Source organism: Corallococcus sp. BB11-1 (genome assembly GCF_026626625.1).
GTDB lineage: Bacteria > Myxococcota > Myxococcia > Myxococcales > Myxococcaceae > Corallococcus > Corallococcus soli.
The window spans coordinates 17,057-39,117 of the sequence record NZ_JAPNJY010000016.1; the positions used below are offsets into that span (position 1 = coordinate 17,057).

Below are 22,061 nucleotides of genomic sequence, written 5' to 3' on the forward strand. Positions count from 1 at the left end.
CATCATGCCACGCCATGAGCGCCGACCCCGACCCCGCCCCCGCCCAGGCCTGCTGCGCGAACCACCCGTCAGCGCCCGCCACCGGCACCTGCCAGCGCTGTGGCGCCTTCATCTGCGCGGCCGAGAACGGCCTCCTCTGTCCTGCCTGCGCCATCCTCCCCGACGCGGCCGGCCCCGAGGCCTACCGGGCGAAGCACTGGGGCCGAAGCGACGGGTGGGCCTTGGCGTTGGGCGTCGTCGGAGTCTGGTCCTGGGTCATCATCGTGCTGCAGGTGGTGGGCGGTGAGATGGACTGGACGAACACCGTCCTCAACGCCGGGATGGGCCTGGCCTGCTTCGCCTACTGGGGAGGCTGGGCTCCCATGCGGCGCGGCATCTTCGTGGTGCCCGTCTTCATCGGGGCGTCCCTCCTCGCCGCCGGGGGGCGCGGGGTGGCGCTCGCCGCCATGGTGGCGCTCGCCTTCGCCGTGCCCCTGGTGCTCGCCTGGCACAGCACGCGAAACCGGCTCTTCTTCCGCCTCGAAGTGACGCCCGCGGCCCTGGAGAAGAGCTGGCGTCGCTACATGGACCCGCGCATCGCCAACGCGGTGTTCGTGCTCGCGTGCCTCAGCGCCTGCTTCCCGCTGCTCGCGTTCGTGAGCGTACCGCTGTGGGTGAGCATGCTGCGGCGCTCGGACCCGGTGACCGGCAAACCGATCCTGCGGAGGGGCTTCGCGGTCGCGGGGCTGTTGGTTGCCCTCGTCGGACCGCTGGTGGGTTTCGTCATGATCTACGACGTCTTCTCCACGCCCCCGTCGCGCTGAGCCGACCTCGCTGGCACGGCCCACCGTGCTCCTGGCCCGCGGAGCCTCCCTTCGCTAGGCTGGCCGCGCCATGGCGATCGAGAAGGCACTGCTGCTCATCGCGGACATCGGTGGGTACACCCGTTTCATGAAACACCACCGCTTCAGCCTCGCGCATGCGCAGGACACGGTGGCGCAGCTGCTCGAGGCCGTCATCGACGCCTCCGGCCGGTTCAAGCTCGCGAAGCTGGAGGGGGACGCGGCCTTCTTCTATGCCGTGGGCAACGACGGCTCGGCCTTCGCCCAGCAGGTCTCGGACATCCGGCGCGCCTTCCTCGCCCGGCGCGAGCAGCTCATCATCGACCGGATGTGCAAGTGCGACGGGTGCATGCAGGTCAACGCCCTGACCCTCAAGTTCGTGGCCCACGACGGAGAGATTGCCTTCCAGCGGGTGAAGCACCTCACGGAGCTGGCAGGGATGGACGTCATCCTCGTGCACCGGATGCTGAAGAACGACGTCCCCGTCGCGGAGTACGTCCTGATGACAGACCCGGTGCTCGCGAGGCTGGACCCGGCGCTGCGCCAGGTCACCCGGGGGCTGGAGCACGACTTCGAGGGCATGGGCCGCACGGCGACGCACTACCTGGACCTGGGCGACGTCGCCACGGCGCTTCCCCAGGCGCTCGGCCCCAGTCTGGTTCGCAGGCTCTGGTCCAAGCTGGCGCTGGAGCTGCGCTCGCTCAAATACGTGCTGGGCTTCAAGAAGCCCTGCGAGGACTTCCGCAACGTCGAGATCATCGACGCCCAGGGCCCGTGAGCGGGCCGGCGACCGTGCCCCCCGTTCCCTGCCGTGGGCTTCTCCGTGCTGGACGCGCCGGGCCCGCGGGGGCAGCCTTGCGCGCCGTTCCACCCTTCCCTGTTCGACCTCAGGAGTCCTTCCCATGAAGCTCAAGGCATTGTGCCTCTCCATGTCGCTGCTGGTCCTCCCCGGCGTGGCCTCCGCCCAGAGCGCGCTGGACGCGCTCAAGAAGTCCGCGGGCGACGCCGGCAAGGGCGCCGTCGAGAAGCGCGTCAACACGAAGCTGATGGACGAGGGCCGCAAGAACCAGTGCAGCTTCAAGTCGGGCACCGCCGAGCTGGACGCCGGCTGCGACGCGAAGCTGAAGAAGCTGGCCGCGACCCTCATCGACGCCAAGAAGCAGCTCGATGGCGCCGGGGTGAAGAGCTACAAGTTCGAGGTCTCCGGCCACACGGACTCGTCCGGTGACGCGGCGAAGAACAAGAAGCTCAGCGAGCAGCGCGCGGAGACCCTCGTCAAGGAGCTGGTGACGCGCGGCGTGCCCCGCAACGAGATCATCGCCGTGGGCTTCGGCTCCGAGAAGCCCCTGGTGAAGCCGGACGACACCGCCGCCAAGAAGGCGAAGAACCGCCGCTACGAGCTGCGGGTCCGCCTGTAGCCGTCAGCCGCCCCGAGGCTGGCGGCGACCATGCGCGTCGCACCGGACGGACGTGCCTCTCGCCGTGTCGGAGAGGCCGTCACCGCCCTGGCTTCACGATGCCGTGGCCTTGGAAGCACGCGCCTGGACCAGCCGCCACGCGAGGGCCGTGAGCAGCCCGGCGATGGCGGCCTTGAGCACCCCTCCGGGAACGAAGGGAGCGAAGCCCTTGTGAAAGGCCGTGGCGGAGTCGAGGGAGACCGCCACCCGGAGCCAGCCCATGCCGATGCCCAGGATGACGAGCTGGCCCACGAGGAAGACGGGCACCGCCGTCCACGGCCGCCTGTCGTAGCCGTGGCGCGCCGCGAGCCCCACGAGCCAGGCCGCGGGCAGGAAGGCCACCAGGTAGCCCCCGGTCGGCCCGACGAGCTGTCCCCAGCCGCTGGCCGCCTTCGCGAAGAACGGCAGCCCCACCGCCCCCAGCAGCAGATAGACGAGCTGCGCGGCCATGCCCCGTCCAGGCCCGAGCGCGGCGGCCGTGAGGACGACCGCGAGCGTCTGGCCCGTGATGGGCACCGGCGAGCCCGGCACCGCGATGGCGACCTGCGCGAGCAACGCGGTCCAGAGCGCCGCGCCGAGCACGAGCGCCGCCTCATGCGCGCGCGTGCGCACGAAGACGTCCGCCAGGACGCGATGCGGGGGAAGACTGGCGCCCGCGCTCAACGCGGACCCGTCAGCGAGGAGTGCGAACCGGATGACGACACAAAGGGGCGTGGGGACACGGGCCGATGCTCAGCGAGGACGGGGCCTGATGCAAGGCGAAGGGCGCCTCGCCGTCAGCGCCTCCGCCTGACCGTGTAGAGTTCCCCTCTGGAGGGGACTCATCATGGGAATCACGATGTCGCAGCACGAGTACGCCACGGCATTCCGTCTGCTCGCGGCCACCGCCCGACACCCCGAGAACATCCATCGCGTCGTCGAGGATCGGCTCCTTCCCCAACTGCCGACGTCCCCCACGCTGCTGGATGTGGGCGCCGGTTCGGGCAAGGTGGCCGAAAAGCTCGCGCGGCACTTCGCCTCGCTCACCCTGCTGGAGCCCAATCCCGAGCAGATCGCCCCGTTCCAGCACGAGAAGGCGAGGATCCATCTCAAGTCCCTGGATGGCTTCCACTCGCCAGACACCTACGAGCTCGTCGTGTGCTCGCACGTGCTGTACCACGTCCCTCCTCCTGAATGGGGACGCTTCATTGACAGACTGCTCTCGTTCGTCCGCCCCGGGGGCTGCTGTCTGCTCGCGATGGCCGCCGCGCGCGGGCCGACCTACGAGTTGTGCAGCGACTTCTCCAAGACGTTGATCTTCAGCGAGCAGTTGATCGCCGAGGTCCAGCGCAAGCAATTGGCGCACGAGGTCATCCCGACGATGAGCGGGTTCGCCGCGGCCACCTTCGAGGAGATGTACACGCTCTGCCGCTTCCTCGTGCTGGAGGGCTGTTTCACGGCGGAGCAGCTCGCGGCCCTGACCGAGGACCAAGCGCGCGAACTGGATGCGCGGATCCGCGCGCACACCGAGCGCTGCCGCGGGGCCGACGGCATGTACCGCCTGGAGCAGGACGAGGATCTGGTCCTCATCTTCCGGACATGAAGTCGAAGGCCGCCAGGGCGGGCCCAGGGGACTCCCTGCGCGCGCCCTGGTGCCTCCCGCTCCCGCCTGGGCGTGCGCCTACGGCGTCCCTTCCTCACCGACGTGGAAGGAGTTGCTGATCACCGGCTCCTGGGCGGCGCGCCCCTGGGAGTCGGTTCGCAGCGTGTCCACGTCATGCACGACGCGGTACTCACCAGCCCGCAGCGTGTCGGGGAGCCGCAGCGTGCCCTGGGCCTGGGCCCTGCGCTCCAGCGTGTGAAGGATGAGCGGGCAGGCCTCGGTCTCGCCCAGGTGCGGCGTGTGGCTCCACCCGCTGTCCTCCTGGAGCTCCAGCCGGACGACGCAGAGGTTGTAGCCCACCTCGCGGAGCCCCTCGTTCTGGAGCAGGAGCTGCACGGTGTCACCGGGCTGGTACGTCGCGGCGTCCGTGGTGAGGGAGACCTCGACCTCGCCGCAGGCCACCAGGAGCAGGGTGAGGGCCATCAATGGAAGTGTGCGTCGCATCCGCGTCCTCCTGAGAATGAGTCCCGGCGCTGGTGCAGGCGCCGGGCCAGATTCATCCCCACGTTCTCCCAGAGGAGCGCGCGGGCGAGGCTCTCGGAAATCCGGAGCCGTGCCGTCTGCCGCCACGGATATCTGAGTCCCCCGGGAGGCACGGCGGGTCACCGTGACGCGAGCTATGAGTCCAAGGGCCCGAACGTCGTGTACTTGCGCACCACCCACACGTCGTTCACGAGCCGCAGCTCGACGACGCCCAGGGCGATCTGCCGCAGATATTCCGTCTGGTTGATGAAGGTCCCGTCATCGAGCTCCAGCAACCAGTCGTCGTGCAGGTGCGCCTGTCCGTCCTTGGCCGTGCTCTTCTCATAGCGAATCGAAAAAAGCTTGGACAGGTTGTTGCGGCGGCTCTGGGTACTGAAGACCGTCAGGTTTGGTGAGTCCTCGTCCCGCATCTTGACGCCGAGTTCCGCCAGCACGTCTTTGGGAAAGAGGAGCCCGTAGATGCGCGTGGCCTTGTTGTTTCCGACGGTGAGCTCGCCTCCGAAGTCAATGGCCCCCTGGAAGCCGATGGCCATGGCCTTCTCCCCCGGAGGGGCGTCGGTGACGGTGGTGACGGTGGGCAGGACGCCTTCGCTGTCCGTGAGCTGCCGGACGCGGTCGATGGGGAGGCCGCCCTGGGTGGGAAGCATGGCCAGATCCACTTCGTGGATGTGCCGCTCGCGAACCGATTCCGTATAGGCGGGGATCTTCGGGGGCGCGCCGGACTTGCGCGCCAGCACGTCGAAGCGCTCCTCAAGCGTCTTGTGGTCTTCCCCCACATGGGGCTGTTTCGGCGTGTCCTCAAGCAACAGGAGCAGGTGGTTCGACGGGACGAAGGGCATCGATCTGGCGCGGAACCCGCCGATGATCCCGTTCATCGCGTCAGGGAGACCCATCTCCAGCCGGTAGATCAACGGCAGGTGCGCCTGCGACTCGAATTGCGTGATGTACGCGCGAAGCTCGGCGAAGGCGCTCCGTGTGGCGCGGCGCTGGAGGAGCTGGAGGCGCCGATGCAGCGCGCGCAGCTTGACGTTGAGCGCGTTGTTGCCGTTCTGGAGCGTGAGGTAGAGCTGGTTGCTCAGTTGATCCACGTCCCTTTGGATGGGACCCAACTGGAGATAGCGCTGATGGAGGAGCGCCTCGCTCTTCTTCATCTCCGCGCGCAGATGCCGGGTGTCGGAGACGGTCTTGTAGGGCACCGAAGACCCTGGCTGCGGTGGCGGCACGACCGGCTCGGGCGGATACGGCGTCTTGGAGCGCTCGTAGAGGATCGTGGTCTGGGCTTCCGCGATCCTGGAATAATAGTAACCGTCAGCCTTGTAGAGACCGTTGACGGGTTGCCGCTCCTTTCTTGAGAACTCGACCTCCTGGCGGGAGCTGTCGACCTGCCGGACGACGCGGAAGCACTGGATCGCGACGGCTGGACTGCCCGTCACGGTCGTGCATCCCGGGCCTCGCGTGGCCCCCCTCCCCGCACCGCGAGCGAAGCGCCCCCCGCGCAGGAACGCCACCGCCAGGGTGGCCAGGCGGTCCGCCTCGGCCTCGAGCTTCGCGTCGTCCAGGACGCCGCCCCGCATGTCGGGAACGTCGCCCCGGCGCTGCTGAACCACATGGGCCAGCTCATGCGCGAGCAGCCACACTCCAGCCTCCGTCCCAGGTCGATACCGGCTGGGCACGAAGTGGATGTCCGTGCCGTGCGTGAAGGCCCACGCGCCAAGCGCCAGGGGTCGGGCGTCCAGATGGACACGCACGTCGGAGAAGTCCTCGGCGAAGAACGCCTCCAGGCGGCGCCGCAAGCCCAAAGGCAATGGCTTTGCAGTCCCCTGCCGCTCAAGCCGTGTCAGATCGTTGTTGGACATTCTCCGGATTATACAGGAAAACCGGATTCGCAACCGCGAGTGGAGCCCCCAGCCGCTCTGAGCCCCGCCCTCCTGGCATGTCCCGCCCGCTCAGCTCCCGGGCGCGCGGTAGGCCGGGAAGTAGTCCGTGTCGCGTCTGCTCGCGGAGAGCCGGGCGTACACGGTGGGCTCGCAGATCAGCTCGTGGGTGCAGAGCCGGGAGCTCGCGTTCGCGAAGCTGCGCTTGAACTGCTCCAGTCCGTCACCCGGGCGGACGCCGCCGCCCAGGTGGAGCGGCAACCCCAACCGCGTGCTGAGCTCCACCAGCGCCCCGAAGACGGTGTTCTTGGCCGGCGAGCGCCCCAGGTCCGCATCCGCCGTCCCGCCCAGGTAGTAGTGCATCACGCCATCGCTGGAGACGCCCACGCCCGAGGAGGCGATGTGGCCGTCCGCCGCACGGGTCGTCGCGAGCCACGCGTTGGGCGAGGAGAACAGCTGCTCGAAGTACGCGTCGGAGAAGAAGTAACGGGAGTGCGCCCCGTCGCGGACCATGGTCTGCAGGTAGACGTCCTTGAAGCCCTCCCGCTCCTCGTGCGAGGTCTCGCGCATCGCAGAGCAGGTGCTCACGAAGCCCAGCCGGGTGTTGCGCCGCATCTGCCGGCGGGCCTCCGGCTGGAACTCGATGGGCAGACGGGGATCGATGAAGAACACCTCGTTGCGCTCCGTCCCGCCCGCGAAGCAGCGGGGACCGGTGACACGGTCGCGCACGAAGAGGCTGACGAGCCCCGTGTCCGTCCAGTCCACGGCGTCCTTCGGCACCTCGCGCAGCCCGTCCATCCGCCCGCCGGGATAGCCGTACGGGGAGATGGCGTCGCGATACGGCGTCCCTTCAATGGGCCGCACGATGAGCGGCACCCGCAGCGCCCTCCCCTCGCCGTCCTCGATGGCGAGCGTATGCGTGACCCCCTCGGCCCGCAGGTGGTGCGCGGAGCGGAAGTAGTCCTCCGACAGGGCGGAGCTGCCTTCGTCAGCGACCAGGATGGCGCGACATTGATTCAGGCGCGTAGGCCTGACCCGCGAGATTTCGGACTGGTTCATCATTCGAGCGCATCCTTTCAATGAGCGGCGCGGCGCCCCACCTCCGCCTCCTGCTTCGAGCGCGCGGAGACCTCATGCAATGCGTGGAGAGACCGCCGTCCGGGCCTGTGCCTTCCGTCGCCACTGGCGGTAGCCGCGAAGCGCGGGCTGTTCAACGCGGTAGGTGATGAACGTGGCCAGCAGGAGCCCGGCGGCGAACGCGACCGCGATGGCTGTTTCGGGACGCCAACCCGCGGCCTCGAGCCGCCGGATGATGACGTAACCGATGTTCTGGTGGACCAGGTAGAACGGATAGGAGATGAACCCCAGGAAGAGCAGCGGGCGCCAGGTGAGCCAGCGCAGCGCACCCCGGGAGAGCGCGAGGCAAAGGCAGAGCACGACCCCGAACACGGGGAGGGGCGCGATGCTCCCGACGAGCACCTCGTGCGCGAAGCAGACGCCCATCAGCGCCAGCGAGGCGGGGACGGAGACCTGGCCGCGGCTCTGCTTGAAGGCCAGCACGCCCAGCGCGAAGAACTGCAGGTGCGGCCGCCCCGCGAGGCGGGCGACGAAGGGCATGCCCATCGCCTGCGCGGCCAGCTCGGCCACGGTCTGCAGCGCGACGAGCGCGATGAAGATGGGGATGACCTTGGGGAGCGCCCGCGCGAACACGAGCCCGAACATCAACAGGTAGAAGGACAGCTCGATGGTCAGCGTCCAGTACACGGTGTCCACATGCGGGACGCGCAGGAGTTCGTGAAACATGGTCAGGTTGACCAGGGCCGTCTGGAAGCCGAACTCGCGCTCCGGCAGCCCGAACAGTGACACCACCGTGAAGGTGAGCGCGACCGCCGTCCAATAGGCCGGGTAGAGCCGGGCCGCGCGTCCCATCACGAAGTCCCGGGCCCGCTCGACGCGCTCCAGCGACATCAGGATGACGAAGCCGCTGATGGCGAAGAAGAGCTGAACCCCATACTTCCCGACGTACAGCTCCCCCCAGAGGGGAGCGGTGTGTCCGTAGAGGTCGCTGTATTCGGACGTGAAGTGATACAGCGCGACCGCCAGCGCCGCGAAGCCTCGGAGTGCGTCCAGCTCCACCAGGCGCGGGTGGTTCGCCTCCGAGGCTGCGGCAGCGCTTCTCATCCGGGTTCACCCTTCCTGGACATCTCCGGCCAGTGCTCGGAACGGGTCGGAAGGTAGGTGACGGCCTCTGTCCTCACCATGACCCCTCCGGTCGAGGACATGTGTCGCGTCCTCCGCACCCGTCGGCCCTGGCGTCGGAGGCCCGTCGTGAGCCGCCTTGGCGACGGACTGCGCCACCCGCGCGGTGCATGAAGCGCCGGGCGCGCGATAGGCCGGAAAGAAGTCACTGCCGGCGCGGCCTTCCGACAGGTGGGCATACACGGCCGGCTCGCAGATGAGTTCGTGGGTGCAGAGCCGGGAGCTCGCGTTCGCGAGGCCCCGCTTGAACTGCTCCAGGCCATCACCTGGGTGGATACCCCCGCCCAGGTGGAGCGGGACCCCGAGCCGCGTGGAGAGCTCCACCAGCGTCCAGAAGACATTCTTCGCCGGCGAGCGCGCCAGGTGCACATCCGCCGTGCCCCCCAGGTAGTAGTGCAGCATGCCGTCACTGCGGACGCCCAGCGCCGCGGAGGCCACGCCCCCGTCCGGCGCCCGCGTCGTCACCAGCCACGCGCAGGGCGAAGCGAACAGCTCCTCGAAGTAGGCGTCGGAGAAGAAGTACCGGGGGCTTGCCCCCTCGCGGAGCATGGTCTGCCGGTAGATCTCCTTGAAGCCCTCCTGCTCCTCGCGCGGCGCCTCGCGGGCCTCACGCGCGGTGGTCACGAAGCCCAGCCGGAGGTTGCGCCGGATGTGTCGGGAGTGCATCTCCCGGAATTCGACCGGCAGGCGCGGGTCGATGATGAACACCTCGTTGCGCTCCGTCCCTCCCGTGAAGCAGCGGGTTCCCGCGACGCGGTCGCGCACGAAGATGCTGACGAGCTCCGTCCCCCTCCAATCCACCGCCTCCTTGGACACCTCCCCGAGCCCGTCCACCGCTCCCCCGGGGAACCCATACGGGGAGATGGCGTCGCGGTACGGCGTCCCCTCGATGGGCCGCACGATGAGCGGCATTCGCAGCGAGTTCCCCTCGCCGTCCTCGATGGCGAGCGTATGCGTTACCCGTTCGGCCCGCAGGTGGTGCGCGGAGCGGAAATAGTCCTCCGTCAGCGCCAACGTCCCTTCGTCAGGGACGAGCACGGCCCTCGTTTGCCTCATCCGCATGTTCGCGACCCCAAAGGAAGTCCCTTCCGTGACGCCTTTTCTGGGCGCAGGGAACGCACCCCGCCGTTCCCATTGCAGGGTATCCCCATGGCCCGTCCGCTGGAGCCGCCTCCCGGGACACCCCGGATGTTGGAATCCGGTCGCGGGCGCCGCGGAGGCGGCTACGGCACGGGGCTCACGTCCACGTCGACCACGCGGGGCTCCTCGGTGCTGCTCGCGCCGGTGAAGGACGGCATCGCGGCGCCCACCTGGAGCGTGAGCGTCACCTCGCCCGTGCTGAGCTGGGTGGGCACGTACTTCCAGAAGAGGCGCACCGGCCCCGCGGTCTCCCCTTCGCGCAGCAGCGCCTCGGTGGCGCGCTGTTCAATCTCCGCCGGGGTCAGCAGCGTCCGCAGCAGGTGGCCCTGGCGGGCGAGCGGGGGCCACTTGATCAACGCGCGCTGGAAGGCGCCATCCACGCCGTGGGTCACCACCGCGCGGTGGCCCTCCACGCGGATGCCGTGGAGCGCGCGCAGCACGAAGGTCTTGTGGTTGACGACTTCGGGAGCGCCGACGGCGCCGTTCTCCTCATTCCGGACCAGGCCCTGCACCTGCCGCACCGGCCCCACCTCCGCCGTGGGGATGCCCCAGGCCTGGAGGCGCGACAGGGTGCCTTGCTGAAGCAGCGAGGGCTCCTGCGGGGTGGCCGGGCCGCTTTCGGTCTTGCGCAGCGCCAGCAGGCTCCCGGAGTAGGGGTCGCGCTCCAGCTTCCAGGTCAGGGACTCATGGTCGCGGCGTGAGGCGAGTCCCCCGTCAGCCGGAAGGGCTCGCGGGTGCCCAGGAGCGCGTGATGCACGGCGGCGTCCTCGAACGCGGCGCGGGTGAGCAGCACGGAGGGCAGCCCTCCGGTGGGAGGCGCGGCGATCGCGGTGGCGTCGAAGGTGAAGCCGGTGCTGAGCGTCGTCGCGGCGAGCACCCGTTGCTGGGGGGTGTCCACGGCGGTGGGGTACAGTTCGCGGCCGTTCTCGGGGTCGCAGCCCTTCACGAAGAAGTAGCTGGAGCCGGTCTTCTCTCCGGTGGACTTGCGGTCCCTCCAGCCACCCGTCGCATCCATGGCCTTGCGGTCCGCCTGGGTCTTGCCGAAGACGATGGACACCGGGCAGTCGTCCTTGAAGACGCCCCAGTCGTAGGCCTCGTCGAGCCAGTTCTCGCCCACGCCGTCGTTCTTCGAGTTCGCCGCGTAGTCGTCCAGGTAGCGCTTCACGAAGTTGCCGCACGAGGAGTCACCGTGGAAGGCATTCCAGACGGTGAAGCCGCTGCCGTGAGACGTGGGTTTCGTTCGCCAGCGCTCCCGCCGCCGGCAGCAGCAGCGCTCCCGCCAGCGCCGCGCGCGTCCACTGCGTCGTCTGCTTCCGGAGTCTCATGGTCCTGGTCTCCCTCCACGAGGGGTGTGCATGTAGGGCCTTCAGCGGCCGGAGGATCGCGGTGTGTGTGCCGCCCTCCTTCCAGTCACGGCTCCTCAACGGAGCCCGGGGGAATTCCTCCTCACCCTGGCCGCAAGAATGGTCCGGAGCGCACGACGTGAGGGAGACTCCCCGCGAACGAAACCGCCAGACGGAGCAACGCCATGAATTGGAAGACATCCTCCGCGGTCCGGCTGCTTGCCCTCTCCCTGTTTGCCTGGGGCGCCTCCGCGTCCGCACAGACCTTTTCCCTCACGCCGCCCTGCGCGCCAGGGCTGTGCGGCGCATCGAAGATTGGTGGCGCGGCGGTGAAGCCGGCCGGCGCCACCCGCGAAACGCAGTCCATTGAAGTCGACGTGGCCGCGACCGCGCTCCTCCAATCCAGCAGCGAGCACATCGCGATCAGCGGGTTCGCGAGCGGCCAGCCCTTCAACACGACGGGCGCCTTCAGTCCCAATGCGCCGAATGGAGGAATCGGAATCGCGTTGGGCCGGATCGACAACGCCGCCCATCCGAGCTGCCCCGCGGATGCCTCCGACACCCAGGTCGAGTTCGCGATCGAGCAGTTCGGGTGGAGCGACATCTACGGCTCGCGGATCCTGGACTGCGTTTCGTTCAGCAAGTCGGCCCTCAGCGGCGTGTGGAAGCTCCGGATCAGCCTCTTCGTCCAATGTTGGGGCGCGACGTGCAGCGCGGCCGCGACGGTGGAGAATGCATCCACGTTCGCGCTGCTCGGTTCGGTGTCGTCCACCGCCATCCCGCTGCAGAACCCCACCATCGCGCGTCGACCCTGGTACGCCGTGACCAACTTCGCCGCCGAGCCGTTCAACTACAGCGCCAGCTTCTGGGTGCGGGACGAGACGTACACCCCCTTCTTCTAGGCCGGCTCCTTCCAGGTGTGCCCCATGCCACGCGACGCGCGGGAGTACGGTCGCAATCACGCGGACCGCATCGCTGAGATCGAGCGGAAGTTCGGGCCCGACAAGGTCGAACAGGTGCTCGCCCAGCTGAGCCGGATTTCACACCCCACCGAGCAGCTGCTGGGTGCCATCGTCTTCCTCGCCAGGCCGGGCCATGTCGGCGACATCGCCTCCTCGGTGTCGCTCGCCAACCAGGATGCCTCCGCGGTCCTGAACGCCGCGACGGTCAAGGACGAACGAGGTTGAAGGCCTCCCTGCTTCCGCGACGCCCCTCGCGCCTTGCTTCACGGCATCCGCGCGAGGTGCGCGCGCCGCGCCTGCTGCTACGCTCGGCGGCGCCCTCCCTGGGAGCCCCGAGCCGATGAAGCGTGCCCTCCTCGCCCTGCTGGCCATCCTCCTGCTCCTCGTGGGCGCCCTCGTCGTCCGCACGCTGCGCTTCGGCTCGCGGCAGGTGCCCGCCGAGCCCGCCGAGCCCTTCTCGGTGGATGCCACCGGCGCCGCGGGCCGCCTCGCGGAGGCGCTGCGCCACCGCACCATCGCCGCTTCCGACGGCATCAGCGCGGACGACGCCGCCTTCCGGGCGCTGCACGCCCAGCTCGTCGCCGCCTTTCCCCTCGTGCACGCGCAGCTCGGACACGAGGCCGTGGGCGCGCACTCGCACCTCTACACGTGGAAGGGCACGGAGCCCGGACTGAGTCCCGTGCTGCTGATGGGCCACCTGGACGTGGTGCCCGCGGAGGCGGAGGCCACCTGGAGCCACCCGCCCTTCGGCGGTGAGGTGGCGGACGGGTACATCCACGGGCGCGGAGCGCTGGACGACAAGGGCAGCGTGCTCGCCATCCTGGAGGCCGTGGAGGGCCTGCTCGCCCAGGGCCACCGCCCGCGCCGCACCGTGCTGCTCGCCTTCGGCGCGGACGAGGAGGTGGGGGGGCGTGACGGCGCCGCCCGCGTGGCCGCGCTGCTGCGACAGCGGGGCGTGCGCCTGGAGTCGGTGCTGGACGAGGGAGGCCCCATCGGCGTGGGGCTCGTGCCCGGCGTGGCCTCGCCGGTGGCGCTGGTGGGGGTGGCGGAGAAGGGCTCGGGGCGCGTGGAGCTGGTGGTGCGCAGCGCGGGCGGGCATGCGTCCATGCCCCCGCGACAGACGGCCGCGGGCATCCTCGCCCGCGCCCTGGTGAGGCTGGAGGAGCACCCCTTCGAGTCCGGGCTGCGCGGCGGGACGCGGGCGCTGTTCGAGTACGTGGGGCCGGAGATGGGCTTCGGCATGCGCCTGCTCTTCGCCAACACCTGGCTCTTCGGGCCCCTCATCGAGCGACAACTGGCCGCGGCGCCCACCACGAACGCCAGCATCCGCACCACCCTCGCGGCCACCATGCTCGAAGGCAGCCCCAAGCCCAACGTGCTGCCCTCGCAGGCGCGCGCGGTGCTCAACGTCCGCCCCCTGCCGGGCGACAGCCTGGAGGACGTGCGCGCCCACGTGCGCGAGGCGGTGGACGACGCGCGCGTGGAGCTGAGCGTCGAGGGCGAGGAGGCATCGCCGGTGTCGCGCCTGGACACGGAGGGCTGGCGGCAGTTGCAGCGCAGCATCCGGCAGGTGTTCCCGGACGTGCTGGTGGCGCCCTTCCTCACCGTGGCGGCCACCGACTCCCGCCACTTCTACCCCTTGACCGACAGCGTGTACCGCTTCATGCCCGTGCGTCTGGCCCGCGAGGACCTGGCGCGCATGCACGGTCGCGATGAGCGGCTCTCCGTCGCGGGTCACGCCGCCGCCATCCGCTTCTACGCGCAGTACCTGCGCAACGCCACGCGCTAACACGGGGCCACCGCCACGTCGCTCCAACTTCGTGTTCGACATCGGGCCGGAGGTGGCGTTGTGCATCCAGCACCGCCCTGATGACTGCCAGCCGGGGCACCACGGTTGAGGAGCACCTCCGACCGCTCGTCCCGGGTGGACGGGGCTTGTCCGAGGTGGCCCGGCAGCGGGCCGTCAGGGACCTGTCCTAGACTGGACACCCTTCGTTCGGAGACCTCATGGCTCGCGCCGCTCGCTTCGCTCCCCTGTTGCTGCTTCCCCTGCTGACGCTGTTCGGGCCGGTGGCCTGCGGCGATGATGAGCCGGACGCCTCCCCCGACAGCGGCACACAGGTCGGGGACGCGGGAGGAGGGACAGACGCCGGCATCCCCGACTCGGGCATTTCGGACGCCGGTACGGGCGCGCAGGACGCTGGCACGGAGGACGCTGGCACGGAGGACGCTGGCACGGGCATGGCGGACGCGGGGACAGGCACGGAGGATGCCGGCACCGATGGCGGCGTGGCGTGCACCCCGAGCGGCTGGGACGCAGGGACGGCGGACACGGACGTCATCAACGACACGTCGCTGGACATCCTGGTCCGGCTGCGCGCCATCCCGGGGCTCACGGTGCAGGAGAACCCCAACGGGGCGAGGGTGCCGCAGGGCTACCGCTTCTTCATCATGACGCTCAACCAGCCGGCGGACCATGCGCATCCGGAGTGCCAGCGCTTCGAACAGCGCGTGACGCTGCTGCACACGGCGGACACGAGCCCCACGGTGCTCTTCACCGGCGGCTACGGCGTCTCCGTGGCTCCCGGCCGTTCAGAGCTCACGCAGCTCCTGGGCGGAAACCAGATCTCGGTGGAGCACCGCTTCTTCCCGCCCAGCATCCCGGCCCCGGCGGACTGGAGCCACCTCACCATCCGCCAGTCCGCGGATGACTTCCACCGCATCGCCCAGGCGCTCAAGCCCATCTACACCGGCAAGTGGGTGTCCACGGGCGGCAGCAAGGGCGGCGAGACGGTGGTGTTCTTCCGCCGCTACCACCCGGACGACGTGGACGCCACCGTGGCGTACGTGGCGCCCCTCGCCCGCCGCGACGACGAGCGCTTCCCGGCGTTCCAGGCGGTGGTCGGCGGCGCGGCGCAGGCGGCCTGCCGCGAGCGGCTGTGGGCCTTCCAGCGCGAGGTGCTCTCGCGCCGGGAGAGGATGCTCGACCTGTACCGCGCCCATGCCGCGGAGCAGGGACTGCAGTTCACGCGGCTGGGGTTCGAGCTGGCGCTGGAGCACGCGGTCATCGAGACCTACTTCGCCTTCTGGCAGTACGACGTCCCGTCACGCTGCACCCAGAGCATCCCCGAGCCCACCGCCACGGATGAGGCGCTCTTCGCCACGCTGGACTACGAGGTGGGGCTGGACAACTTCGCGGATCCCGGCCTCGATGCCTACGCGGCCTACTACTACCAGGCCGCGCTGGAGCTGGGCTGGCCCCGGCCCTACGAGGAGCACCTGGGCGCGCTCATCCACCACCCGGGCACCGACACCGGCGACGTGTACTCGCCGCCCGGCATCCCGTTCGTCTTCCGTCCAGAGGCCATGCCGGACATCCAGGACTGGGTCTCCGTTCATGGCGAGCGCCTGATGTTCATCTACGGCGGCCTGGACCCGTGGACGGCGGCGGCCTTCGTGCTCGGCAACGCGCAGGACTCGTTCCTCTACAAGGTGGAGGGCGGCAACCACGGCGCGCGCATCAGCCATCTGCCGCCGGACGTGCAGGCCACGGCGAAGGCCCACATCAACCGCTGGATGGGGGTCGCCCCGCTGAAGCGCGCCCCGAAGGTCTCGCTCGCGGAGGAGCCGCCCACCTTCGCGCCGCGCCTGCCGCCCCGGCTGCGCCCGGGCCTCCACCGCTGAGCGGGCGCAGGCCTGGGGCCGGGGGCCTTCCGCGCTTCAAGGCGAGCGGAGCACGTCACAGCGCGCGGAGGCCCCGCGCGCGAGGTCCTCCGCGACGGAGCGCAGCAGGGTCCCGGTGAGCCCGGAGCGGTCAGCAGGCTCCGTCCCCGCTGGCGCCCCCTGGGTGAGCCAGGCCGCCACGCGCCCCAGGCTCGCGGCCGTCACCACCTGCAACCGCACCTCCACCTGCACGACGAAGCGCTCGCCCGGCTCCGGGGGCGCGTCCAGCATCCAGGCCACGCGCTCCAGTTCCAGCGTGGCCACCCCTCCTGGCAGGGGCCTTCCGTCCAGCAGATAGCCCGTGCGCGTGAAGGCGAGCACCTGGGTGACCCGCGCGTTGTCCAGGCGCGCATCGAACCAGAGGGCGCGGCGCCGGACGAGGGTCAGCTCCACCTCCAGCTTCCCCGCCATGCCCAGCCGCACCAACCGCTCCAGCTCGGGTGACACGAAGGCTCGGGCCTCCGGCCGCACCACCACGCGCCGCCCGGAGAGCGTCGCGGCGCAGGTGGCGCGGGCCTCGTCCGCCCAGGCCCCGGGCGCCAGCAGCCCCACCGACGCCATGAGCGCCGCATGGAGCCGCCACCGCCCGCGTGTGCCGTGCCGTGCCATGCCTCAGAAGGTCCGGACGAAGAGCAGGCGCGCTTCGGGCGTGGCCCGGGCCTTCTCATCCGTGCGCCACGCCGCCTCCACGCGCACCTCGTCGCCCAGGTGGAAGCTGCCGCCCACGCCCAGCCGGGGATCCGTCCAGTCCGAAGCGGCGTGCACCGCGCCCAGGTCCGCGAAGATGCCGAAGGCCTGCCAGCGGTACTCCGCGCTGCCGAGCACCGACGCGTCGCCCCCCCGGAAGTCCTTGAAGCCGAAGCCGCGCAGCGCGCTCCAGCCGCCCAGCGCCTCCTGCTTCTGCAGGGGCAGGTCCTGGCCTCCAGCGACGCGCAGGCGCACGCTCAGCCCCGAGTGCCAGTTGACGGGCAGGTCCAGCACCGCGTCACCGACCAGCTTCCAGAAGCGCGTGTCCACGCCCACCTGCTGCCCCACCTCCAGGGTGACGAGTCCGCGCAGCGCGGGCTCCCGCGTCCGGTGCGCTTCGCGCGGGAGGAGGGACGTCTCCGGCGTCCGGAAGAGCGAGCCCACCGGGGTCCCCGGCTTCGCCTTGCTGTCGTACTCGGCGCGCACCAGGACGGAGTGGAAGCGCCCTTCGCTCACCGGTGCGTTGGGGAAGGCCGGCGAGTCCCGGCGGAAGAGGCTGAGCGGCGGCGTGAAGGGCTGGAGCGATTCGTAGGTGTCGCCCCGGAACTCCGCGCCCGCGAGCCACGAGCGCGCCCAGCGCCAGGTGGCGAACGCCGCGAAGCCCTTGCGGCGGAAGTAGTCCCGGTCAGGCCGGTTGATGAGGAACGAGTAGACGTAGGAGTCGATGTCGCCCAGCCGCCAGCGATCTGCCGTGTCGGTGAAGTCGTGGGCCTGCGCGCCCACTTCCGCGAGCGCCAGCGCGGGCACCTGGAGCTTCGCGCCGCCCAGCAGGTTGACGCGGCGCTGACGCCGCGTCCCTTCCGGGTCGTCCGGCAGCCGCTGGCCGCCCAGCCGCAGCGGGACGAAGAAGGCCGCGTCCAGCGTCGCGTGCACCCGGTCCTTCGGATCCCAGAAGCGCAGCCCGGCCTCGAGCCCCGGCGCGAAGCCCGTCACCTGCGTGTGCACGGGCAGCAGCGCCACCGACAGGTCTGGTGGGCGCGGACGCACGTGCACCACCAGCCTCCTTCCCTCCAGGGTGAGACCCTCGCCCCGCTCGTCGTCCCACGAGAACAAGTGTCGCCAACCGGCTCCGGACTCCTCCTGCTCACGACGACGGGACGCGCGCCGCTCCTGCTCCTGGGTGCGGTAGCGCCGCGTGCCGTCGGCCTCGCGCGCCTCGATGACGCGCACGCCCCGGTCCGCCTCGCGCAGCCCCTCGCCGTCCACCGTGCGGAGGAAGCGCAGCCGCGACTCCAGGCGCTCCACGGCGCGGCGGGCGTCGCTCCGGAGGAAGACATCGCCTGGCGCCAGGCCCAGCGCCTCGCGCACCCGCGCCGCCATCTCCGGCTCCACGCCCTTCACGTCCACGGCCTCCAGCCGGCCCTCGTCCACCGTCACGACCAGCTGCCCCGCGCTGGACAGCGTGGCGGACAGCGTCGCCAGCAGGTAGCCGTCATCGTCCCGCAGGTCCTTCAGCGCGCGCTCCAGCGCGGCGTCCAGCCCGCCCAGGACGATGCCGGGACGGAACGCCCCCTGCTCCATGCGCGCGAGCCACTCGCGGGGAGGGCGGAGCGGTGGACACGGGTCGCTGACGGACACCGTCGCGCGGCGTCCCTGGACGCGGAACGTGGCGACGAACTCCTCGAGCGCATCGTCGTCGTCATCGTCATCCGCCGCGGAGGCGCCGGGCGGTCGCGGGAACAGGGCCTCCGTCCACTCGTGGGGAGGAAGGTCCTGGAGCCCCTGGACCTCCACCGAGGTGACGGTGGGGTTCTCCTCCAGCGCCACCTCCAGCAGCGTGGGTCCCTGCTCGCTGACCCGCAGGCGGGGCTCCACGCGGGCGAAGAGGCCCGTGCGCGCCAGCCGGCGCAGCAGCGTCTGCGTCTCGTCAGGGGACAGCGGGCGCGTGCTTCCGGCGGCGGGGGCGCCCACGAGCGAGCGCACCTGCCCGTCCGTCAGGTGCTGGAGCCCTACGAGTTCAAGGCCCGTCGGCGCCAGCATCTTGCCGTCGACGTCCAGCCGCAGCGGCGCGAGGACCGAGGAGGTGGCGGAGTCCTCGTCATCGTCGAAGCCGTCCGGGCACGCCTCACGTCGGAGGGAGCCCTTCTCGTCCGAAGCATGCCCATCGCGAGCGTCATCGTCCGAGTCCTCCCCATCGCGAGCGGAGTCGCCCGAAGCATGTCCATCGCGAACATCATCGTCCGGGGCCTCCCCGTCGCGAGCGCCATCGTCCGGTCGTTCAACGCCCCCGGGCGTTCCAGCCCCGGACCGGGCCCCTTCTGGGGAGGGGGCCGTGGGCGCGCCGGCAGCCGGTGGAAGTGTGCCGCCGTCCCCCACGGGTTGCGCGAAGGCGGCGAGCGAGACGAAGCAGAGGCAGAGCAGGATGCGATTCATGCGGAGGGGCAGGAGCATTTGCCGTTCCAGGCGGAGGGCCCTGGCAAGTGCCTGGAAGGACGAGGAGTCGCCGTGCGCGGCGATGTCATGGACACATCCGGATGTCATCGGGGAGATGTGCCCGTGACATCACCCGTGTCGCGCGAGGGCCTCTCACGGGACCACCGGGAGGCCCAGCGCCTTGATGCGTCGGTAGAGGTTCCCCCGGTCCACCTGGAGGAGGCGCGCGGCCCCGGCGATGCTCTCCCCTTCCCTGAGCGCGGCGCGGATGAGGTCCCGCTCGAAGTCCTCCACGTGCTCGCGGTAGCTCCTGTCGCCCAGCGTGCCCCGGGGCGCGGCCGGGGTGTCCGCCGGGGCCGTCACCGCGTCCGGGCGGAGCTCCAGCGGGCCCTCACCTCGCAGCAGGTTCAGCCGCTCGATGACGTTGCGCAGCTCGCGGACGTTGCCCGGCCACGGGTAGGCGCGCAGCGCGGCCTCCGCGCCGGGGGCCAGCACGAGCGTCGCCCGGGGGCCGGCGAACTCCGCGGCGAAGACGCGGGCCAGGGGCAGCAGGTCCTCCGGGCGCTCGCGCAGCGGCGGGACGTGCAGCGGCAGCACGTTGAGGCGGAAGAGGAGGTCCTGCCGGAAGCGGCCCTCCTTCACCGCGCGGGTGAGGTCCTGGTGCGTGGCCGCGAGGATGCGCACGTCCACCGGCACCGGCAGCGTGCCGCCCAGGCGCTCCACCTGACGGGTCTCCAGGACGCGCAGCAGCTTCGCCTGGAGCTCCAGCGGCATGTCGCCCAGTTCGTCCAGCAGCAGCGTGCCGCCCTGCGCCTGCTCCACCCGGCCCGTGCGCCGGGCCACCGCGCCGGAGAAGGCGCCCCGCTCGTGCCCGAACAGCTCGCTCTCCAGCAGCGTCGCGGGGATGGCCGCGCAGTTGACCGCCACCAGCCGACCCTTGCGCCCGGAGGCCTTGTGCAGCGCCTGCGCCACGCGCTCCTTGCCGGTGCCCGTCTCGCCGGTGATGAGCACCGCCGTGTCGCTCGGGCCCACGCGGGCGATGAGCTGGCGCAGCGCCTCCATGGCCGGGCTGTCCCCCACCAGGTGCCCCGGGCGGGCCAGCGCGTCCAGCAGCCGCTCCCGCTCCTCCCGCAGCGAGCCCAGCGCCAGCGCGTTGCGCAGCGCCGTGATGAGCCGCTCCGCGGAAGGAGGCTTCTCCACGAAGTCCGTGGCTCCCAGCTTCAGCGCCTGCACCGCCTCCGCGGGGGAGGCCTCGCCGGAGAGGACGACCACCGGCACGGCCAGCGGCTTGGGCAGGCGCGCGAGCAGCTCCAGCCCCGTCTCGCCCGGCATGCGCAGGTCCAACAGCATCAGCGCGGGGGGCGCGTCCGGCGCTTCGAGCAGGCGCGCCGCCTCCGCCGCGGAGCGGGCCTCCACGGTGGTGAAGCCCTCGTCGCCCAGCAGCCCGCGCAGGGCCCGGAGGACGCCGGGATCATCGTCGACGAGGAGGATGCGGGGACCTGGCTTCATGACGTCACCTGGACGGTGGGAGGCACGCGGGGCAGCGCCACGAACGCCAGCGTCCCGCCGTTCGCGCCCGGCTCCAGCCGCAGCGTACCGCCGTGCTCGTGGACGATCTTCTGGGCGATGGGCAGCCCCAGCCCACTGCCGCCGGGCTTGGTGCTGAACAGCCCCCGGGTGAGGACCGCGCCCTCCAGCACGCCCGGGACGCCCCGGCCGCCGTCGTTCACGGTGACGTGCACGGCGCCGTCCGCCTGCTCCCGCAGGGCCACGCGCACGGGGGGCGTGTCCGGCCCGGAGGCCTCGGCGGCGTTCTTCACCAGGTTGCCGAAGAGGCGGCGCAGCCCGTCCGGGTCCGCGCGCAGTTGGACCTCCGGCCCGGGCTCCAGCTCCACGGGCACGGGCGAGCTGCCCGCGTACAGCGTGCACACCTCCGCCAGCAGGGCGCGCAGCCCCACGTCCTGGAAGCGCGGGGCCGGCAGGCGCGCGAAGGTGGAGAAGCTCTGCGTCATGCGCATGAGCAGGTCCACCTCCTCCTGGAGGAGGGCCACCGCTTCGGCGAGGCGCGTCGGGTCCGGCGGGGTGCTGTCATCCTGACGGGACAGACGCGCGAGCGAGAGCTTCATTGCGGTGAGGGGGTTCTTCAGCTCGTGGGCCAGCGCGCGGGCCACGTCCTGCCAGGCCGCGATCTGCTCGGCCGCCTTGAGGCGCTCGCGCTGCCCCAGCAGCTCCTGGCCCATGCGGTTGAACTGCCCCAGCAGGTACTGGAGCTCGTCGCGCGGCGGCTCCGGCACGGACAGGCGGACGGACAGGTCCCCCCGGGAGTAGGCCCGCATCCCGTCGATGAGGGTGCCCACGGGGCGCGTGAGGACGCGGCCGAGCAGCGCCGCCGCCACGGCCAGCACGAGGCCGGACACCAACCCCAACACGGCGATGAAGACGGGCACACGTCGCACCAGGGCCCGCCGCGCCAGCTCCGCCTGCGCCAGGTTCAACCGCGCATCATCGAGCGCGCCCTGCGGCAGTCCGCGACGCTCCAGGTCCGCGGACACGCCGTCGAGCACGCCCTCCACCGGGGCGATGGACACGGAGAGCACGCGCTCCAACACGCCCTGGGCCAGCGCGCCCAGCAGCACCAGCGGGATGAGGCCCGTGAGCAGCATCACCGCCAGCAGTCGTCGCCGGAAACGGGGCGGAGGCGGCGGAGGAACCATGGACGGAGCGCGGCGCATGAGGCGCCGTTCATACCGCAGGCCTCTTCAATGTTCTTGTGACTGCCCTGTCGGGACAAGGCCCTTCAGCCTTCAACTCGAAGGGGCTTCGCGTGAGAGGACGCCCGCGCATCCAACCGTTCGCAGGGCAGGCGGCCATCCGCGAGGACCCGCCCCAAGGCTGCCATCCCGCGAGCCAGGGCGCACCTTCCGACAGGAGGTGACGACACCATGGCGGACAACCCCATCGAGAAGCTGCACGAGCAGGAGCGGGAACAGGAGCGGGAGCGGCTGCGCGCGCAGGAGGAGAAGGACCTGGAGGTGGAGTCCCACCGTGGAGCCCGGCCGCTGGAAGGCTACGCAGGCGGGCACACCACGTGGACGGGCGCGCAGGACGACGAGGCCGCCGCCCGCGTGCACGCCGGTGACGCGGACGCATCATGGGAGGCCAGTGAGCGTCAGGCCCGGCTGGAGCCCGAGCCCCACAGGATCGACGAAGACCGGGATTGAGCACGGGAGCCCCGCC

General features: G+C 70.9%; 22 protein-coding genes. 9 read left to right on the forward strand and 13 right to left on the reverse strand.

The features are described 5' to 3' along the window. Window positions 1-14: 14 nt before the first annotated feature. From OV207_RS13240 to OV207_RS13250, 3 genes are all read left to right on the forward strand, one after another. Complete coding sequence (locus OV207_RS13240; protein ID WP_267555516.1) at window positions 15-803, forward strand: hypothetical protein; 789 nt, start codon at window positions 15-17, stop codon at window positions 801-803. 70 nt (window positions 804-873) lie between these two features. Further along, a complete protein-coding gene (locus tag OV207_RS13245; RefSeq protein ID WP_193429999.1) occupies window positions 874-1,599 on the forward strand; it encodes a DUF2652 domain-containing protein in 726 nt (241 codons plus the stop codon). 124 nt (window positions 1,600-1,723) lie between these two features. After that, window positions 1,724-2,239, forward strand: coding sequence for an OmpA family protein (locus OV207_RS13250; protein WP_193430000.1), 516 nt, complete (start codon window positions 1,724-1,726; stop codon window positions 2,237-2,239). 93 nt (window positions 2,240-2,332) lie between these two features. On the opposite strand, the gene OV207_RS13255 is transcribed toward OV207_RS13250, so the two are convergent. Continuing rightward, window positions 2,333-2,890: a biotin transporter BioY gene (locus OV207_RS13255; RefSeq protein ID WP_267555520.1), complete on the reverse strand. Its 558-nt coding sequence runs from the start codon at window positions 2,888-2,890 to the stop codon at window positions 2,333-2,335. Between the two features lie 214 nt (window positions 2,891-3,104). Here OV207_RS13255 and OV207_RS13260 point away from each other — a divergent pair, with 214 nt between their 5' ends. Then, on the forward strand, window positions 3,105-3,860 hold the full coding sequence (locus OV207_RS13260) for a class I SAM-dependent methyltransferase (RefSeq protein ID WP_193430002.1): 756 nt from the start codon (window positions 3,105-3,107) through the stop codon (window positions 3,858-3,860). A gap of 78 nt (window positions 3,861-3,938) precedes the next feature. On the opposite strand, the gene OV207_RS13265 is transcribed toward OV207_RS13260, so the two are convergent. From OV207_RS13265 to OV207_RS13300, 8 genes are all read right to left on the reverse strand, one after another. Further along, the gene (locus OV207_RS13265; RefSeq protein ID WP_267555523.1) at window positions 3,939-4,364 is read right to left on the reverse strand and encodes an immunoglobulin-like domain-containing protein; all 426 of its coding nucleotides are present in this window, start codon (window positions 4,362-4,364) and stop codon (window positions 3,939-3,941) included. Window positions 4,365-4,537: 173 nt separating this feature from the next. After that, on the reverse strand, window positions 4,538-6,292 hold the full coding sequence (locus tag OV207_RS13270; protein ID WP_267555525.1) for a DUF4157 domain-containing protein: 1,755 nt from the start codon (window positions 6,290-6,292) through the stop codon (window positions 4,538-4,540). 57 nt (window positions 6,293-6,349) lie between these two features. Next, entirely contained in the window at window positions 6,350-7,339 is a 990-nt protein-coding gene (locus tag OV207_RS13275; protein ID WP_267555526.1) for a GNAT family N-acetyltransferase, read from the reverse strand. Between the two features lie 69 nt (window positions 7,340-7,408). Continuing rightward, a complete protein-coding gene (locus tag OV207_RS13280) occupies window positions 7,409-8,458 on the reverse strand; it encodes an acyltransferase family protein (protein WP_267555528.1) in 1,050 nt (349 codons plus the stop codon). A 6-nt stretch (window positions 8,459-8,464) separates the two neighbouring features. Then, entirely contained in the window at window positions 8,465-9,574 is a 1,110-nt protein-coding gene (locus OV207_RS13285; protein WP_267555530.1) for a GNAT family N-acetyltransferase, read from the reverse strand. A gap of 185 nt (window positions 9,575-9,759) precedes the next feature. Then, a complete protein-coding gene (locus OV207_RS13290; RefSeq protein ID WP_267555532.1) occupies window positions 9,760-10,197 on the reverse strand; it encodes a hypothetical protein in 438 nt (145 codons plus the stop codon). A 155-nt stretch (window positions 10,198-10,352) separates the two neighbouring features. Next, window positions 10,353-10,841 carry a hypothetical protein gene (locus tag OV207_RS13295; protein ID WP_267555534.1) on the reverse strand — a complete coding sequence of 163 codons (489 nt, stop codon included), beginning with the start codon at window positions 10,839-10,841 and terminating at the stop codon, window positions 10,353-10,355. 19 nt (window positions 10,842-10,860) lie between these two features. After that, complete coding sequence (locus tag OV207_RS13300; RefSeq protein ID WP_267555536.1) at window positions 10,861-11,001, reverse strand: hypothetical protein; 141 nt, start codon at window positions 10,999-11,001, stop codon at window positions 10,861-10,863. Between the two features lie 203 nt (window positions 11,002-11,204). Here OV207_RS13300 and OV207_RS13305 point away from each other — a divergent pair, with 203 nt between their 5' ends. From OV207_RS13305 to OV207_RS13320, 4 genes are all read left to right on the forward strand, one after another. Next, a complete protein-coding gene (locus OV207_RS13305) occupies window positions 11,205-11,921 on the forward strand; it encodes a hypothetical protein (RefSeq protein WP_267555538.1) in 717 nt (238 codons plus the stop codon). Between the two features lie 24 nt (window positions 11,922-11,945). Next, window positions 11,946-12,206, forward strand: coding sequence for a hypothetical protein (locus OV207_RS13310; protein ID WP_267555540.1), 261 nt, complete (start codon window positions 11,946-11,948; stop codon window positions 12,204-12,206). A 115-nt stretch (window positions 12,207-12,321) separates the two neighbouring features. Next, a complete protein-coding gene (locus OV207_RS13315; RefSeq protein WP_267555542.1) occupies window positions 12,322-13,770 on the forward strand; it encodes a M20 family peptidase in 1,449 nt (482 codons plus the stop codon). 218 nt (window positions 13,771-13,988) lie between these two features. Beyond that, window positions 13,989-15,665: a S28 family serine protease gene (locus tag OV207_RS13320; RefSeq protein ID WP_267555543.1), complete on the forward strand. Its 1,677-nt coding sequence runs from the start codon at window positions 13,989-13,991 to the stop codon at window positions 15,663-15,665. A 36-nt stretch (window positions 15,666-15,701) separates the two neighbouring features. On the opposite strand, the gene OV207_RS13325 is transcribed toward OV207_RS13320, so the two are convergent. The 4 genes from OV207_RS13325 to OV207_RS13340 all read right to left on the reverse strand — a co-directional run bounded on the left by OV207_RS13325 (window position 15,702) and on the right by OV207_RS13340 (window position 21,556). After that, window positions 15,702-16,265: a hypothetical protein gene (locus OV207_RS13325; RefSeq protein ID WP_267555545.1), complete on the reverse strand. Its 564-nt coding sequence runs from the start codon at window positions 16,263-16,265 to the stop codon at window positions 15,702-15,704. 51 nt (window positions 16,266-16,316) lie between these two features. Then, entirely contained in the window at window positions 16,317-18,842 is a 2,526-nt protein-coding gene (locus OV207_RS13330) for a hypothetical protein (protein ID WP_267555547.1), read from the reverse strand. Between the two features lie 135 nt (window positions 18,843-18,977). After that, on the reverse strand, window positions 18,978-20,333 hold the full coding sequence (locus tag OV207_RS13335) for a sigma-54-dependent transcriptional regulator (protein WP_267555550.1): 1,356 nt from the start codon (window positions 20,331-20,333) through the stop codon (window positions 18,978-18,980). Beyond that, window positions 20,330-21,556 (reverse strand): sensor histidine kinase, encoded by a 1,227-nt coding sequence (locus tag OV207_RS13340; RefSeq protein ID WP_267555552.1) that lies wholly within the window; start codon window positions 21,554-21,556, stop codon window positions 20,330-20,332. Before OV207_RS13340 ends, OV207_RS13335 begins: the two co-directional genes overlap by 4 nt. 210 nt (window positions 21,557-21,766) lie before the next feature. On the opposite strand from OV207_RS13340, the gene OV207_RS13345 reads away from it, so the two are divergent. Then, window positions 21,767-22,045, forward strand: a complete 279-nt coding sequence (locus OV207_RS13345; protein WP_267555554.1) for a hypothetical protein — start codon at window positions 21,767-21,769, stop codon at window positions 22,043-22,045. The last annotated feature ends 16 nt before the right edge of the window (window positions 22,046-22,061 follow it).